Source organism: Actinomadura sp. KC06, from assembly GCF_004348735.1.
In the GTDB taxonomy this organism is placed as follows: Bacteria; Actinomycetota; Actinomycetes; order Streptosporangiales; family Streptosporangiaceae; genus Spirillospora.
This window is the reverse complement of record NZ_SMKT01000187.1, coordinates 1-15,153: the sequence shown is the minus strand read 5'-3', so window position 1 is coordinate 15,153 and position 15,153 is coordinate 1. Positions and strand designations below refer to the sequence as shown.

Sequence of the window (15,153 nt, the reverse complement as noted above, 5' to 3'; positions counted from 1 at the left end):
CCAGCAGCCCCACCAGCACCCCCGGAGCCCGCTCGACTTCCACCACCGGGACCACACCCTCACCGGTCACCGTGTCCACGCACCACCACACCCCGCCGACCCGCTCACACCCCACGTCCAGCCACCGCGACTTGTCCGCCCGGCTCACCACGTTCAGCACCAGCGGACCCCCACCCCGCGACACCAGCCCGCACGCCAGCGAATCACTCCCCGCAACCACCGCGTCCAACGCAGCCAAATGCAACGACCCCGGACCCATCATCCAGTTCAACCGCCGATCACCCGGTTCGCCCATGATCCGCTCCCTTCTCACCGTTGTCGTGACCGCTTAGACTCGGAGAAAAGGTTGCCGTTCAGCGGCAATGTTTCCTATAGCTACATGCGGCAATCGGATTGCCGCCAAGCGTCAATTGCGAGGTGATCATGGCTACGACCAGGGCAAATGCTCAGCGCCGCCGAAGGATTGAGCGGGAGGCTAGCGACATCCGGCTTGACGGCGTCCGTCGCGGCCTGACGACTGAGGCCATCGCTGAGAGGATCATCCGGAAGATTTCAGACATCACACCGCTTGAGGCGTGGCGATTCGCCAGCGGCTATGACCGTGCCGAGGTATCCGCCCGACTCGACGCCCTCTATGTGGCGGACGGCTTGGAGCCGCCGAACGTTGACGCGGCTGTCCTTTGCCGCTGGGAGCTAGGCGACCGCCGCCCAAGCGATGAGCGGATCGATTACTTCTGTCGCCTGTACCGAACCAGGCCGGATCGGCTTGGGTTTGGGAACGATCACAGTCCTGGAGACGTGAGTCACCTTCAGCGGGCAGGCATCATCGACGCGTTCCCGTTCACGAGCGACGAGTCAGAACAAGACCTCGTTGATCGAGTCTCCCAGGCCCGAGAGCGCATCAACCTCTTTGGCCTGACACGCTCGTTCTACGCCAGCGACGCCATCCTTTCGGCCTTCCAAGAGAAGGCCCGGACGATGGATATCAACATCTACGTCATGGATCCCTACTGCGAGTCCCGCAGAGACAGATACCGGATCGAACCAGCCGACGCGGCTATGGAGGACCCCGAGCGCTACGTGCGGGAGATTCTCCGTCCGCTTCGTGCCGCGTCAGACGCGGCCCCACGGCTCAGGCTCTACCTGTTCAACTTCCCGTGTTCCTTCGCTATGGAGGAGGTAGACGGTGTGGTCCGGGTCATGATGTACGGCCACGGCCGCCGGGGGACCCACGGTCCCATCATCATCTTCAACGAGGGCACATCAGCACATGCATACTTCGTTGAACAGCTCCGATGGCTTGAACGGCTCTCTTCCGGCACGTCTCCGGAGCCCTGGAAAAGTAAGGGCGTGCAGGTCCGGCCGTTTGATCTCTGGTAGTCGCACCAGAGGCCATCGCCGGTGTGTGAGGAGTTTCCCTACTTAGGTCAAGGCGCGCGGCCGTTCGCCGCGCGCCTTTCGCGTGGTGAGCCGATGCGCGCCGGTCCGGGGACGCTCGGGCGACGCTGACCGGACGGAGCAGCGTCGGGCGGTCGGGACCGTCATCGGACGTGCGGACGGGACGAGACCGAGCGGGGCCCCTACCCCACTCGGCTCGCCCGCCGACGCCGTGACGGCCCTCCCGCCGACCTGTCCGCCGCCACGCGCACCCAGCGAGCCCCGTCCCGCTCCCATCGGCGAGCCGCGCGACGTTCCGCGACGGCAGCCGCGCTTTCCCTGGTCCCAGCCGCACGCCCGGTTCCGCGACCGGCAGCCGCCACCACCGCGCATCAGCTCCGCAACGTGCGCCAGGCGGCCGCCGGCTGCTAGCCAGAGTGCACAGGTACCGCAGGTCAGCAGGTACGCGGCAACGAGTCAGCGTTCCGGCAGCCGCAGCCGTAGCGCCGCCGCACGCACCGCCCCGCGACTACGCCCGAAGTGCTCACTCAGATCCGCCGCGCTCACGCCCTCATTCCACCGGCGCGTCAGCTCGGCGTCTTCCTCTGCCGTCCACGGCTTCCCGTGATTGGGATGCTTTGCCCGCAGCCGCGCCAGCCGCCCACCGCCCGCACCCTCCAGCGACCGCACCGCATCGGCCGCCACGTTCAGCACCGGCGTACCACCGTTCAGCAGCACCACCTGATCAGCCTCCACCGTCATCTCCGTGACAGTGATCGCATCGAACGTCTGCGGACTGTCGAAGATCACCCGGATTCGCGCCATGTCCCCGTTTCCCGTGCATCGCCGTCCCCCGACCGCACCAGGTGATACCCGGCCACTCCGGTCACCAAGCCGCAGGCGATCACCGGTGTCCGCTCAACGCCCCAGCAGGCGCACCAGGTGCCGCTTTTAGGGTTCCCAACCAACCCCGACCCCCACCCCTTACAACGACCCGCCTCCGGCGTAGGGCTCTACTGATATGAGCGCGGGCGGCCCCAGGCCAGCGGCACCTGGCCGACGTTGCGCAAACCCTGTCAGCGCATCACCGTGGCTGAACGTGCGCGCGGGCGGCCGGATGCGTCCTTGACCGGGGACCCCTCCGGCGGGCCGCCCCCGGCCTGATGTGGGCAGCCGTTGGCAGCCCGGAGCCGCGCGAGGCTAGCAGCCCGCCGCCCCAATCAAGGCCGCATCCGTCCACCCACAACCACCGCCCTAGAGCCTTTGACCTGGTAAAATCGGACCGTGACCAGGACAGCAGGCCCCCAAGTGCCCTAACCAGGGGACCGCCAAAGAAGTGTCACAATCCGGTTGCGGTCTTGCCCGCGCCGTTCGGGCCGAGCAGCCCGAAGAACTCGCCGCGCGGGACGTCCAGGTCGACGCCCTGGACGGCGGGCACCGCGGGACGCTGCCCGGACGCCGGATAGGTCTTCTTGAGGTCGACCGTCCTAACGGCGGCTTCTGGGGGTTCGGTCACGCGCCGTCTCCCTTCGCTTCATCGCTGTGTGCATCGTCCTCTTCGGCCGGGAAACCCTCGAACCGTTCGATGAGGTTGACGAGGAACCGCCGGACGGCGGCCTCGTCGCCCTCGTCCACGACGTCGTAGACATGCGAGAGGTCGCGTCCGATGGCCTGTGACTTCGCCGCGACCAGCCGCCGGCCCGAGTCGGTGATGCGCAGCATCACGCCGCGCCGGTCGCGGTACGAGCGCTCGCGCCGGACGTGCCCGTTGCGCTCCAGCGTGTCGACCACCGAGGTGATGGTCGCCGGGGTGACGAGCAGCCGCTTGGCGACCTCGCCGGGGCGCATGCCGTCCTCGACGATCAGCATCCGGAGCACGAAGAACCCGGCCGGGCTGATGCCGTGCCGCTCGATGATCCGCGAGACCACCGGTTGCGCCAGCCGCGACGCCAGGCCGAAGAGCCTGCCGATCGGCCATTGCTCCCTGGGCTCGACCTTCAGGTCGGCGAAGCCGAGGTTCTCCATGGCCGTGATGTTAGGGCCCTGATGGTTAGAGGGCAAATCTTTAGCCGCCTAAATATCTCCCGGACGTGTGGCGCTCGTCTCAACCGGCCGGAACGCACCTCCCGACCTTGGATAGATATCCAGCGTGATGCATACTCTTGCTTATCGATCCCGAAGGGCAGAGTGGACATGGGAATCCGGACGGCGGTCGCCGGCGCCAGCGGGTACGCGGGCGGCGAGCTGCTGCGCATCCTGGCGGGGCATCCAGAGTTCGAGATCGGCGCGCTGACCGCGGGCTCCAACGCGGGCACCGAGCTGGGCGCGCACCAGCCCCACCTGCGATCCCTGGCCGGACGCGTCCTCGCCGAGACGACCCCCGAGACGCTGTCCGGCCACGACGTCGTGTTCCTGGCGCTGCCGCACGGCCAGTCCGGGCCCATCGCCGCGCAGCTCGGCGAAGACGTCCTGGTCATCGACTGCGGCGCGGACCACCGGCTCACCGACCCGGGCGACTGGGAGCGGTTCTACGGCACGCCCCACGCGGGCGCCTGGCCCTACGGCCTGCCCGAACTGCCCGGACAGCGGGACGCGCTGCGCTCGGCGAAGCGCGTCGCCGTCCCCGGCTGCTACCCGACCGCCGTCACGCTCGCGCTGTTCCCCGCGTTCGCCGCCGGGCTCGCCGAACCCGACGTCGTCGTGGTCGCCGCGTCCGGCACCTCCGGCGCGGGACGGGCACTCAAACCGCACCTGCTCGGCAGCGAGGTCCTGGGCTCGGTGTCCGCCTACGCCGTCGGCGGGACGCATAGGCATACACCGGAGATGGTCCAGAACCTCAGCGCCGTCGCGGACGGACCGGTCACGGTCTCGTTCACGCCGACGCTCGCGCCGATGAGCCGCGGCATCCTCGCCACCTGCACGGCCAAGGCCCGTCCCGGCGTCACCGCCGCCGCGCTGCGCGCCGCCTACGGCGACGCCTGCGCCGGCGAGCCGTTCCTCGGCCTGCTCCCGGACGGGCAGTGGCCCGCCACGTCCATGACGCTCGGCGCCAACACCGCGCTCGTCCAGGTCACGCTGGACGAGTCCGCCGGACGCGTCGTCGCCGTCATCGCCATCGACAACCTCACCAAGGGAACCGCGGGCGGTGCGGTGCAGAGCGCCAACATCGCCCTCGGCCTCCCGGAAGAACTCGGCCTGACCACGATCGGAGTGTCCCCTTGAGCGTCACCGCCCCCCGGGGCTTCCGCGCCGCCGGCGTCGTCGCGGGGCTGAAGCCCAGCGGCAACCGCGACCTGGCCCTCGTCGTCAACGACGGGCCGTCCCGCGCGGCCGCCGGCGTCTTCACCCGCAACCGCGTGAAGGCGGCGCCCGTCCTGTGGTCGGAGCAGGTCCTCAAGGGCGGGCGCGTCCACGCCGTCGTGCTGAACGCCGGCGGCGCCAACGCCTGCACCGGCGCGCCCGGCTTCCAGGACACGCACGCCACCGCCGAGAAGGTCGCGGGCGTCCTGGCGGACTCCGCCGGCGAGGTCGCCGTCTGCTCCACCGGCCTGATCGGCGAGCGGCTCCCGATGGACCTGCTGCTCCCCGGCGTCGACAAGGCCGCCGCCGAGCTGTCGCGCGGCGACGGCGGGCTCGCCGCCGCCGACGCGATCCGCACCACCGACACCGTCGCGAAGATCTCCTTCCGGCAGGGCGCGGGCGGCTACATGATCGGCGCGATGGCGAAGGGCGCGGGCATGCTCGCCCCGTCCCTGGCGACCATGCTCAGCGTGATCACCACCGACGCCGACCTGCCCGCCGGCGTCCTGGACCGGGCGCTGCGCGCGGCGACCGGCGTCACCCTCGACCGGCTCGACTCCGACGGCTGCATGTCCACCAACGACACCGTGCTGCTGCTGGCGTCCGGCGCCTCCGGCGTCGTGCCCGCCGAGGACGAGTTCACCGCGCTGCTCACCGAGGTCTGCGCCGACCTGACCCGGCAGCTGCTCGTGGACGCCGAAGGCGCGTCCAAGGCCATCGCGATCGAGGTCGTCGGCGCCGCGTCCTCCTACGACGCGGTCGCCGTCGGACGCTCCATCGCCCGCAACAACCTCCTCAAGTGCGCCATCCACGGCGAGGACCCCAACTGGGGCCGGGTGCTGTCGGCGGTCGGCACCACCGACGCGGTGTTCGAGCCCGACGAGCTGAACGTCGCGATCAACGGCGTGTGGGTGTGCCGGAACGGCTCGTTCGGCGACGACCGCGACAAGGTCGACCTGCGCCCTCGCGACGTGACGATCACCGTCGACCTGTCGGCCGGCCCGCACAGCGCCACCGTCTGGACGACCGACCTCACGGCCGACTACGTCCACGAGAACTCGGCGTACTCCACATGACCGCCGTCACCTCGGGGGCCGAGATGCGCAAGAACCGGATGGGCGTCATGGCGAAGGCCGAGACGCTGATCAAGGCGCTGCCGTGGCTGGAACGGTTCCACGGCACGACCGTCGTGATCAAGTACGGCGGGCACGCGATGACGGACGAGGAGCTGCGCCACTCCTTCGCCGAGGACGTCGTGTTCCTCCGCTACGCCGGGCTGAAGCCGGTGATCGTCCACGGCGGAGGCCCGCAGATCAACGCGGCGCTCGCCCGCAACGGCATCGACTCCACCTTCACCGCCGGGCTCCGGGTGACCACGCCGGAGGCCATGGAGGTCGTCCGGATGGTGCTGACCGGGCAGGTGCAGCGCGACGTCGTCGGGCTGATCAACCGGCACGGCCCGTTCGCGCTCGGCATGTCCGGCGAGGACGCCCACCTGTTCACCGCCGAGCGCAAGCACGCGGTCGTGGACGGCGAGGCCGTCGACATCGGCCAGGTCGGCGAGATCGTCGAGGTGCAGGTCGGGGCGCTGCGGGCGCTGCTGGACGACCGCCGCATCCCGGTGATCTCCAGCATCGCGCGCGGCGACGACGGCGAGGTCTACAACGTCAACGCCGACACGGCCGCCGCCGCGCTCGCCGTCGCGCTGGACGCCGCCAAGCTCGTCGTCCTCACCGACGTCGAGGGCCTGTACGCCGACTGGCCCGGCAGCGACGACGTGATCGACAGGCTCACCGCCGACGAGCTGGCCGTCCTGCTGCCGGAGCTGTCGGCCGGGATGGTCCCGAAGATGGAGGCGTGCCTGGCGGCCGTGCGCGGCGGCGTCCCGCAGGCGCACGTGCTGGACGGACGCGTCCTGCACTCCCTCCTCCTGGAGATCTTCACCGACGAAGGGATCGGAACGATGGTGCTCCCCAGCCCTCCAGGCCCGGCCGCGGAGGAAGCATCGGCATGAGCGATCTCAGGGAACGGTTCGAGGCCGCGTTCATGCCGAACTACGGCGTCCCGCCGCTGGCGCTGGCGCGCGGCGAGGGCTGCCGGGTCTGGGACGTCGACGGCCGCGAGTACCTCGACCTGATCGCCGGGATCGCGGTCACCTCCCTCGGCCACGCCCACCCGGCCCTCGTCGATGCGGTGTCGTCGCAGGTCGCGACGCTGGCGCACACGTCCAACCTGTTCCTGCACGAGCCCGAGGTCCTGCTCGCCGAACGGCTCCTCGGCCTGCTCGGCGGCGACGGGAAGGTGTTCCTCAGCAACAGCGGCACCGAGGCGAACGAGTGCGCGCTGAAACTCGCCATCAAGTACGGCAGGTCGAACGGCCGGACGTACTTCGTCGCGGCGGAGAACGGCTTCCACGGACGGAGCATGGGCGCGCTGTCGCTGACCGGGAAGGCGGCGATCCGGGAGCCGTTCGGCCCGTACGGCATCGACGTCCGGTTCGTCCCCTACGGCGACGCCGACGCGCTCAAGGCCGCCGTGGACGAGAACTGCGCCGCCGTCTTCCTGGAGCCGACCCAGGGCGAGGCCGGAGTCGTCCCCCCGCCGGACGGGTACTTCGCCGCCGCCCGCGCCATCTGCGACGCCACGGGCGCGCTGTTCGTCGCCGACGAGATCCAGTCCGCGATCGGCCGGACGGGCACCTGGTTCGCGTTCCAGCACGAGAACGCCAAGCCCGACATCCTCACCCTGGCCAAGGGCCTTGGCGGCGGCCTCCCGATCGGGGCGTGCGTCGCGTTCGGCCCGCACGCCGACCTGTTCGCCAAGGGCGACCACGGCAGCACCTTCGGCGGCAACCCCGTCAGCGCCGCCGCCGCGCTCGCCGTCCTCACCACGATCGAGAAGGACGGCCTGCTCGCCAACGCCGCCTCCGTGGGGGAGACCCTGGCCGACGGCCTCCGCGCCGTCGACCATCCCCTGCTCGACGGCGTGCGGGGCCGCGGGCTGTGGCGCGCGGCCGTCCTCACCGGGCCGCACGCGCCCGCCGCGGAGGCCGCCGCCCGCGACGCCGGATTCCTGATCAACGCGCTCGCGCCGGACGCGCTGCGGATCGCGCCGCCGCTCGTCCTCACCGCCGAGGAGGCCCGGTCGTTCACCGCCGCCCTCCCCGCGATCCTCGACGCCGCCGCCCCCCAACCGGAGAACCAGGCATGACCAGGCATTTCCTCCGTGACGACGACCTGACACCCGCCGAGCAGGCCGAGGTGCTCGACCTGGCCGCCGAGGTGAAGAAGGACCGGTTCCGTTTCCGGCCCCTCGAAGGCCCGCAGTCGGTCGCCGTGCTGTTCGACAAGCCGTCCACCCGGACCCGCCTGTCGTTCACCGTGGGCATCGCCGAACTGGGCGGCAACCCCCTCGTCATGGACGCCGGCACCAGCCAGCTCGGCCGCGGCGAGACCATCGCCGACACCGCCCGCGTCCTGGAACGCCAGGTCAGCGCCATCGTGTGGCGGACGGCGGGCCAGGAGCGCATCGACGAGATGGCGGGCGGCACCACCGTCCCCGTCGTCAACGCCCTCACCGACGAGTTCCACCCGTGCCAGGTCCTCGCCGACCTGCAGACCGTCCGGGAGGCGAAGGGCGACCTCGCGGGCGTCACCCTCGCCTACTTCGGCGACGGCGCCAACAACATGGCCCACTCCTACCTGCTGGGCTGCGCCACCGCCGGGATGCACGTCCGCGTCGCCGCGCCCGCGTCCCGGCCCCCGGCCCCCGCCGTCGTCGCCCGCGCGACCGAGATCGCCGCCGCGACCGGCGGGTCCGTGACCGTCGCCGACGACGCCGCGAAGGCCGCCGCCGGAGCCGACGTCCTCGCCACCGACACCTGGGTGTCGATGGGCCAGGACGGCAAGGACACCGCCCGCTACGAGCCGTACGCCGTCACCGAGGACCTGCTCGACCTCGCCGACGCGGACGCGATCGTCCTGCACTGCCTGCCCGCCTACCGCGGCAAGGAGATCGCCGCGTCCGTCCTCGACGGCCCGCGGAGCCGCGTCTGGGACGAGGCCGAGAACCGCCTGCACGCCCAGAAGGCGCTGCTGATCTGGCTGCTGGAGCGCTCGCGGTGACGACGACCCCCATGACCAAGACCGCCCGGCACGCCCGGGTGATCGAGCTGCTGACCCGGCATCCCGTCCACTCGCAGGGCGAGCTCGCGAAGCTCCTCGGCGACGAGGGCGTCGAGGTCACCCAGGCCACGCTGTCGCGCGACCTGGTGGAGATCGGCGCGGTGCGGCTGCGCGCCGACGACGGCAGCCTGATCTACGCCGTCCCCGGGGAGGGCGGCGAGCGGATCCGGCGGGCCCGCACGGGCTCCGCCGAGACCTTCACCGGACGGCTCTCCCGGCTCGCCGCGGAGCTGCTCGTCTCGGCCGAGGCGTCGGCCAACCTGGTCATGGTGCGGACCCCGCCCGGGGCCGCGCAGTACCTGGCCTCGGCGATCGACCACGCCGAATGGCCGTCCATCCTCGGCACCGTCGCGGGCGACGACTCGATCCTCGTCATCGCCCGCGACCCGACCGGCGGGGACGGCGTCGCGCAGGCGCTCCTGCGGCTGACCGACGGACGCGAGCGACGAAGCTAGGGCCGCCCGCGGCCCCGTCCCAGCCCGCAACACCCGAAACTTCGCACACACTTCGCACAGGAGATAACGATCATGAGCGAGCGCGTCGTACTCGCGTACTCAGGGGGACTGGACACCTCCGTCGCCATCCCGTACCTCGCCGAGCAGACCGGCGGCGACGTCATCGCGGTGGCCGTCGACGTCGGCCAGGGCGGCGAGGACCTCGACGCCATCCGCAAGCGGGCCCTCGCCTGCGGCGCGGCCGAGGCCGTCGTCGTGGACGCCAGGGAGGAGTTCGCCGCGGACTTCTGCGTCCCCGCCATGCAGGCCAACGCCCTCTACATGGACCGCTACCCGCTGCTGTCCGCCCTGTCCCGGCCGCTGATCGTCAAGCACCTCGTCTCGGCCGCCGAGGCGTTCGGCGGGACGACCGTCTCGCACGGCTGCACCGGCAAGGGCAACGACCAGGTCCGGTTCGAGGCGGGCCTGTCCGCGCTCAACCCCGACCTGAAGGTCATCGCGCCCGCCCGCGACTTCGCCTGGACGCGCGACAAGGCGATCGCGTTCGCCGAGGAGAAGGGCCTGCCGATCGACGTGTCGGCCAAGTCGCCGTACTCCATCGACCAGAACCTCTGGGGACGCGCCGTCGAGACCGGGTTCCTGGAGGACATCTGGAACGGGCCCATCGAGGACGTCTACGACTACACCGCCGACCCCGCCGAGCCGCGCGAGGCCGACGAGGTCGTCATCACGTTCGCGTCCGGCGTGCCCGTCGCCTTGGACGGCCGCCCGCTCACCCCGTACGAGATCATCGCCGAGCTGAACCGCCGCGCCGGCGCGCAGGGCGTCGGGCGGATCGACATGGTCGAGGACCGGCTCGTCGGCATCAAGAGCCGCGAGGTCTACGAGGCCCCGGCCGCGATCGCGCTGATCACCGCGCACATGGAGCTGGAGAACGTCACCGTCGAGCGCGACCTGGCCCGCTTCAAGCGGTCCGTCGACCAGCGGTGGGGCGAGCTCGTCTACGACGGCCTGTGGTTCTCGCCGCTGAAGGACTCCCTGGACGCGTTCATCGCCGACGCGCAGAAGCACGTGTCCGGCGACGTCCGGCTGACCCTGCACGGCGGCCGCGCCGTCGTCACCGGGCGGCGCAGCGACGCGTCCCTCTACAGCTACGACCTCGCCACCTACGACACCGGCGACACCTTCGACCAGAGCCTCGCCAAGGGCTTCGTCGAGCTGTGGGGCCTGCCCAGCAAGATCGCCGCCAAGCGCGACCGGGACGCCTGACAGGTAAGCGACGCGTGGGGACGCCACGGCCATGGCGTCCCCACGTCGTGCTGCCATGCCCGGACGTGGTGAGATGAGACGGCAACGTTCGTTCAGCGGCGGAAGAAGAGGATTTTCGTGACGAAGGCACCGACGCGCCTGTGGGGCGGCCGGTTCGAAGGCGGCCCGTCGGACGCGCTCGCACGGCTCTCGGTGAGCGTCCAGTTCGACTGGCGGCTCGCCCCCTACGACCTGATGGGCTCGCGCGCGCACGCCCGCGTCCTCAACCGGGCGGGGCTGCTCACCGGCGACGAGCTCGACCGCATGATCGGTGCCCTGGACGACCTTGAGGAGGCCTGCCGCACCGGCGAGTTCCGCCCGACGGTCGCCGACGAGGACGTCCACACCGCCCTCGAACGCGGCCTCCTCGAACGGCTCGGCGCCCTCGGCGGCAAGCTCCGCGCCGGCCGCAGCCGCAACGATCAGGTCGCCACCGACCTGCGCCTCTACCTGCGCGACCACGCCCGCCAGATCGTCTCCCGCCTCGTCGAGCTGGAGACCGCGCTGATCGCCCAGGCCGAGCACAACCTCGGCGTCGCCGCCCCCGGCATGACCCACCTCCAGCACGCCCAGCCCGTGCTGTTCTCCCACCAGCTCCTCGCGCACGTCCAGCCGCTCACCCGCGACGTCGCCCGGCTCCGCGACTGGGACAAGCGCGCCGCGATCTCCCCGCTCGGCTCCGGCGCGCTCGCCGGCTCGTCCCTGCCGCTCGACCCGCAGGCCACCGCCGCCGAGCTCGGCTTCGACGCCGCCGCCGCCAACTCCATGGACGCCGTCGCCGACCGCGACTTCGTCGCCGAGTTCCTCTTCGCCGCCGCGCTCATCGGCGTCCACCTGTCGCGCCTCGGCGAGGAGATCTGCCTCTGGGCGTCGCAGGAGTTCCGCTGGATCGAGATGGACGACACCTACGCCACCGGGTCGTCGATCATGCCGCAGAAGAAGAACCCCGACGTCGCCGAGCTGGCGCGCGGCAAGGCCGGACGCCTCATCGGCCACCTCGTCGGCCTGCTCACCACCCTCAAGGGCCTGCCGCTCACCTACAACCGCGACCTGCAGGAGGACAAGGAGGGAGCGTTCGACGCCGTCGAGACGCTGCTGCTCGTCCTGCCCGCCATGTCCGGGCTGATCGCGACCATGCGGGTCAACACCGAGCGCCTGGAGGCCCTCGCCCCGGACGGCTTCGCCCTCGCCACCGACCTCGCCGAGCTCCTCGTCCGGCGCGGCACCGCGTTCCGCGACGCGCACGAGGTCGTCGGGCACCTCGTCGTCTGGTGCCAGGTCAACGACAAGGACTTCGACGACCTCACCGACGAGGAGCTCGCCAAGGTGTCGCCGCACCTCACGCCGGACGTCCGCGAGGTCCTGAACGTCCAGGGGGCGCTGGCGTCCCGGAAGGCGTACGGGGGGACGGCGCCCGACCGCGTCCGCGAGCAGCTCGGCGCGCTCCGCGCCCTCGTCAACGAGCACGCCGCGTGGGCCGCCGACTCCGACGCCTGACCGCCCGCGGACCCCGGACCGATCGGGCGTTCGGCCGCCATAGGGTGATGCGATGACAGAAGCGTTGCTGCCACGGGACTTCTTCGACCGTCCCGTCGACGAGGTCGCGCCGTCCCTGCTCGGGCACGTGCTCAGCCATCGCACGCCCGGCGGCGAGGTCGCGGTCAGGCTCACCGAGGTCGAGGCGTACGCCGGCCCCCTCGACCCCGCCTCCCACGCCTACCGCGGCCGGACGCCCCGCAACGCCGTGATGTTCGGGCCGCCCGGCCACGCCTACGTCTACTTCACCTACGGCATGCACTTCTGCGTGAACCTCGTCTGCGGCCCGGACGGGACGTCCATGGCGGTCCTGCTCCGCGCCGGCGAGATCATCGCGGGGGAGGACACGGCGCGCGGCCGCCGCCCGCGCTCGTCCGTCCGCGACCTCGCCCGCGGCCCGGCCCGGCTCTGCCAGGCGCTCGGCATCGCCCGCGAGCAGAACGGCTTGGACGTCTGCACCCCCGGCGGGCCCCTCACCGTCCATGCAGGCGAACCCGCCGACCCCGCGCTCATCCGCAACGGGCCGCGCACCGGGGTGAACGGCGCCAAGGAAGTGCCGTGGCGGTTCTGGATCGACTGCGACCCGACCGTCTCCCCGTACCGCGCACACGTCCCGAGGCAGCGCAAGAAGGTCCCCGCCGATGACTGACCCCGCCCCGCCCTTGCCGGACGCCGGGACCGCACCGCCTCCGTCGCCTCCGCGGCATCGGCGGCGACGGACGCTGGTGACCGCGTCCGGCTATGCCGCGTTCGTGGTGCTCCTCCTCATCGTGGTCCTCGACAGCCGCCTCCACCGCTTCGACAAGATCGGCAAGGTGCATCAGCGGCCGGCGCCGGCGAACTCCGCGGGCGAGCACGGGCTCCGCGTCACCTACTACGCCGGCCTGATCCACGACCGCAGCCGTGTCTTCGGCAGACACCAGAGCTACGACCTGTACACGGGCTCGAGACGGGACCTCTCCTACGGCCACTTCGTCCACCTGGACTCCCTGGAGTACGGAAAGCCGCCCGTCATCGAGTCCGCGAACTGGACCGAGGAAGGCGTCCGGGTGACCTTCACCTCGGGACACGAGGTGTTCGTCCCGGCCCGCTACTACGTGGGCGGGCGCTGAATATCGTTAGCGTGACACCCGTCCGCCCGGGCATCCTGGCGGGCACACGGAAGCAAGCCGGAACGAGGGAGACCGTGACCGACATCCTGGACGATCTCGCGTGGCGCGACCTGATCGCGCAGTCCACCGACCTGGACGAACTGCGGGCCCTGCTCGCCGCGGGACCGGTCACGCTCTATTGCGGGTTCGACCCGACGGCGCCCTCGCTGCACCTCGGCAACCTGATCCAGATCCTCACGCTGCGCCGCTTCCAGCTCGCCGGGCACCGGCCCATCGGCCTCGTCGGCGGCGCCACCGGCCTGATCGGCGACCCGAGCGGCAAGAGCGCCGAACGCGTCCTGAACTCCGCGGAGACCGTCGCGGGCTGGGTCGAGCGCATCCGCGGCCAGGTCTCGAGGTTCCTCGACTTCGGCGACGGGCCCACCGGAGCGACGATGGTGAGCAACCTCGACTGGACGGGCCCCATGTCGGCCATCGAGTTCCTCCGCGACATCGGCAAGCACTTCCCGGTCAACCGGATGCTGGCCCGCGAGACCGTCAAGGCCCGGCTCGACACCACCGGCATGAGCTACACCGAGTTCAGCTACGTCCTGCTCCAGTCGATGGACTTCCTGGAGCTGTACCGGCGGCACGGGTGCCGGCTGCAGACGGGCGGCAGCGACCAGTGGGGCAACCTCACCGCCGGCGTCGACCTCATCCGCCGCGCCGAGGGCGGCAGCGCCCACGCGCTGACCACACCGCTGCTCACCAAGGCGGACGGGTCCAAGTTCGGCAAGACGGCCGGCGGCGAGACGTACTGGCTCGACCCCGAGCTGACCTCGCCGTACGCGTTCTACCAGTTCTGGTTCAACGCCGACGACCGGGACGTGGAGAACTTCCTGAAGGTCTTCAGCTTCCGCCCCCATGAGGAGATCGACGACCTGGTCAAGCAGGGGGCCGACCGTCCCGCCGCCCGGGCCCCGCAGCGGGCGCTCGCGGAGGAGATGACCACGCTCGTCCATGGCGCGGACGAGACCGCCAGCGTCATCGCCGCGTCCCGCGCCCTGTTCGGCCAGGGCGCCCTGGAGGAGCTGGACGAACGCACCCTGAAGGCCGCGCTCGCCGAGGTGCCCCGCACCGAGGTGGCCCCGGGCGAGCTGCCGACCGTCGTCGACCTGCTGGCCGCCTCCGGGCTTTGCAAGAGCAAGTCCGAGGCGCGGCGGGCGATCGCCCAGGGCGGCGCCTACCTCAACAACACCAAGGTCGAGTCGGAGGACGCCGTGCCGGACGCGTCGGACCTTCTCCACGGGCGCTTCCTCGTCCTGCGGCGCGGCAAGCGCAACGTGGGCGGCGTCGAGGTGACCGCGTCCTGATGCCGTCCGTGACCGCCTGTCCGGAGCCTCTCCGGGCAGGCGGTCACCATGTCGTGGGCAAACTTCGGTAGATACACGTCACAGTGCGGTTACAAGGACTCGCCTGTGGGCATGATGGAAGTCTTGAAAACCGTACCTGAACTGGGGTTTCACGCCGCGCGACGTCGATTTGACGGCCCTCGCGGCGGGACCTAATGTTCTACGAGCCCCATGGGGGAGCGGGACGCGCCAAGCGGCCCGGCCTCGGGGGAAACCCCTCAGCGAACCAACCGGGTTGCGACTTGTCCTGCCCGGAAACGGACGTACGAGGTCGAACCGCCCAGACTTTGACAAACAGGGCGGATCGGGTAGGCTAGAAGGGTTGCCCCGGAGCGGGAAACGCGAAAGCGAATCCAGCGCGGCGGGTGTCCGTTTCTTGAGAACTCAACAGCGTGTTAAAAGCCAGTGCCTTTATACGGTCCGGCCGATGGTTTGGCCGGTCCGTCCCCGTGGCCGCCCTTCTTTGGGGGTGGTCGGGGATTTCTTTGAG

15 protein-coding genes and 1 pseudogene are annotated in these 15,153 nt (G+C 71.0%); 12 read left to right on the top strand and 4 right to left on the bottom strand.

The window, feature by feature from the left end; translation table 11 throughout:
• On the bottom strand, nt 1–295 hold a 295-nt coding region (locus E1287_RS36710; RefSeq protein ID WP_131969888.1), incomplete at its 3' end, for a hypothetical protein.
• A 128-nt stretch (nt 296–423) separates the two neighbouring features.
• Between E1287_RS36710 and E1287_RS36705 the strand changes: the two genes are divergently transcribed.
• A complete protein-coding gene (locus E1287_RS36705) occupies nt 424–1,380 on the top strand; it encodes a hypothetical protein (protein ID WP_131969887.1) in 957 nt (318 codons plus the stop codon).
• A gap of 474 nt (nt 1,381–1,854) precedes the next feature.
• On the opposite strand, the gene E1287_RS36700 is transcribed toward E1287_RS36705, so the two are convergent.
• From E1287_RS36700 to E1287_RS36690, 3 genes and pseudogenes are all read right to left on the bottom strand, one after another.
• Nucleotides 1,855–2,202 carry a hypothetical protein gene (locus E1287_RS36700; protein ID WP_131969886.1) on the bottom strand — a complete coding sequence of 116 codons (348 nt, stop codon included), beginning with the start codon at nt 2,200–2,202 and terminating at the stop codon, nt 1,855–1,857.
• A 523-nt stretch (nt 2,203–2,725) separates the two neighbouring features.
• Nucleotides 2,726–2,893, bottom strand: a pseudogene (locus tag E1287_RS36695) (ATP-binding cassette domain-containing protein); the annotation flags it as partial.
• Complete coding sequence (locus E1287_RS36690; RefSeq protein ID WP_131969885.1) at nt 2,890–3,402, bottom strand: MarR family transcriptional regulator; 513 nt, start codon at nt 3,400–3,402, stop codon at nt 2,890–2,892. The gene E1287_RS36690 and the pseudogene E1287_RS36695, both read right to left, overlap by 4 nt.
• Before the next feature lie 168 nt (nt 3,403–3,570).
• On the opposite strand from E1287_RS36690, the gene argC reads away from it, so the two are divergent.
• From argC to tyrS, 11 genes are all read left to right on the top strand, one after another.
• Nucleotides 3,571–4,599: an N-acetyl-gamma-glutamyl-phosphate reductase gene (argC, locus tag E1287_RS36685; RefSeq protein WP_131969884.1), complete on the top strand. Its 1,029-nt coding sequence runs from the start codon at nt 3,571–3,573 to the stop codon at nt 4,597–4,599.
• The gene (gene argJ, locus E1287_RS36680; RefSeq protein WP_131969883.1) at nt 4,596–5,753 is read left to right on the top strand and encodes a bifunctional glutamate N-acetyltransferase/amino-acid acetyltransferase ArgJ; all 1,158 of its coding nucleotides are present in this window, start codon (nt 4,596–4,598) and stop codon (nt 5,751–5,753) included. The genes argC and argJ overlap by 4 nt, the downstream gene beginning before the upstream one ends.
• A 23-nt stretch (nt 5,754–5,776) precedes the next feature.
• The gene (argB, locus tag E1287_RS36675) at nt 5,777–6,691 is read left to right on the top strand and encodes an acetylglutamate kinase (protein ID WP_131969891.1); all 915 of its coding nucleotides are present in this window, start codon (nt 5,777–5,779) and stop codon (nt 6,689–6,691) included.
• Nucleotides 6,682–7,887 (top strand): acetylornithine transaminase, encoded by a 1,206-nt coding sequence (locus E1287_RS36670; RefSeq protein ID WP_131969890.1) that lies wholly within the window; start codon nt 6,682–6,684, stop codon nt 7,885–7,887. Before argB ends, E1287_RS36670 begins: the two co-directional genes overlap by 10 nt.
• The gene (gene argF / locus E1287_RS36665) at nt 7,884–8,801 is read left to right on the top strand and encodes an ornithine carbamoyltransferase (protein WP_131969882.1); all 918 of its coding nucleotides are present in this window, start codon (nt 7,884–7,886) and stop codon (nt 8,799–8,801) included. Before E1287_RS36670 ends, argF begins: the two co-directional genes overlap by 4 nt.
• Nucleotides 8,802–8,812: 11 nt before the next feature.
• Nucleotides 8,813–9,316, top strand: coding sequence for an arginine repressor (locus E1287_RS36660; protein WP_131969889.1), 504 nt, complete (start codon nt 8,813–8,815; stop codon nt 9,314–9,316).
• Between the two features lie 72 nt (nt 9,317–9,388).
• On the top strand, nt 9,389–10,585 hold the full coding sequence (locus tag E1287_RS36655) for an argininosuccinate synthase (RefSeq protein ID WP_131969881.1): 1,197 nt from the start codon (nt 9,389–9,391) through the stop codon (nt 10,583–10,585).
• A gap of 117 nt (nt 10,586–10,702) precedes the next feature.
• Entirely contained in the window at nt 10,703–12,121 is a 1,419-nt protein-coding gene (gene argH / locus E1287_RS36650) for an argininosuccinate lyase (protein WP_131969880.1), read from the top strand.
• Nucleotides 12,122–12,173: 52 nt separating this feature from the next.
• The gene (locus E1287_RS36645; RefSeq protein WP_131969879.1) at nt 12,174–12,809 is read left to right on the top strand and encodes a DNA-3-methyladenine glycosylase; all 636 of its coding nucleotides are present in this window, start codon (nt 12,174–12,176) and stop codon (nt 12,807–12,809) included.
• Nucleotides 12,802–13,272 (top strand): hypothetical protein, encoded by a 471-nt coding sequence (locus E1287_RS36640; protein ID WP_131969878.1) that lies wholly within the window; start codon nt 12,802–12,804, stop codon nt 13,270–13,272. Before E1287_RS36645 ends, E1287_RS36640 begins: the two co-directional genes overlap by 8 nt.
• A gap of 74 nt (nt 13,273–13,346) precedes the next feature.
• Nucleotides 13,347–14,624 carry a tyrosine--tRNA ligase gene (gene tyrS, locus E1287_RS36635; protein ID WP_131969877.1) on the top strand — a complete coding sequence of 426 codons (1,278 nt, stop codon included), beginning with the start codon at nt 13,347–13,349 and terminating at the stop codon, nt 14,622–14,624.
• The last annotated feature ends 529 nt before the right edge of the window (nt 14,625–15,153 follow it).

What these genes read in the sequence shown, in the direction of transcription:
- E1287_RS36705 (WP_131969887.1), top strand. Translation starts at nt 424, where the DNA reads ATGGCTACGACCAGGGCAAATGCTCAGCGCCGCCGAAGGATTGAGCGG.
- E1287_RS36700 (WP_131969886.1), bottom strand. Translation starts at nt 2,202, where the DNA reads ATGGCGCGAATCCGGGTGATCTTCGACAGTCCGCAGACGTTCGATGCG.
- E1287_RS36690 (WP_131969885.1), bottom strand. Translation starts at nt 3,402, where the DNA reads ATGGAGAACCTCGGCTTCGCCGACCTGAAGGTCGAGCCCAGGGAGCAA.
- argC (WP_131969884.1), top strand. Translation starts at nt 3,571, where the DNA reads ATGGGAATCCGGACGGCGGTCGCCGGCGCCAGCGGGTACGCGGGCGGC.
- argB (WP_131969891.1), top strand. Translation starts at nt 5,777, where the DNA reads ATGCGCAAGAACCGGATGGGCGTCATGGCGAAGGCCGAGACGCTGATC.
- argF (WP_131969882.1), top strand. Translation starts at nt 7,884, where the DNA reads ATGACCAGGCATTTCCTCCGTGACGACGACCTGACACCCGCCGAGCAG.
- E1287_RS36660 (WP_131969889.1), top strand. Translation starts at nt 8,813, where the DNA reads ATGACCAAGACCGCCCGGCACGCCCGGGTGATCGAGCTGCTGACCCGG.
- E1287_RS36655 (WP_131969881.1), top strand. Translation starts at nt 9,389, where the DNA reads ATGAGCGAGCGCGTCGTACTCGCGTACTCAGGGGGACTGGACACCTCC.
- E1287_RS36645 (WP_131969879.1), top strand. Translation starts at nt 12,174, where the DNA reads ATGACAGAAGCGTTGCTGCCACGGGACTTCTTCGACCGTCCCGTCGAC.
- E1287_RS36640 (WP_131969878.1), top strand. Translation starts at nt 12,802, where the DNA reads ATGACTGACCCCGCCCCGCCCTTGCCGGACGCCGGGACCGCACCGCCT.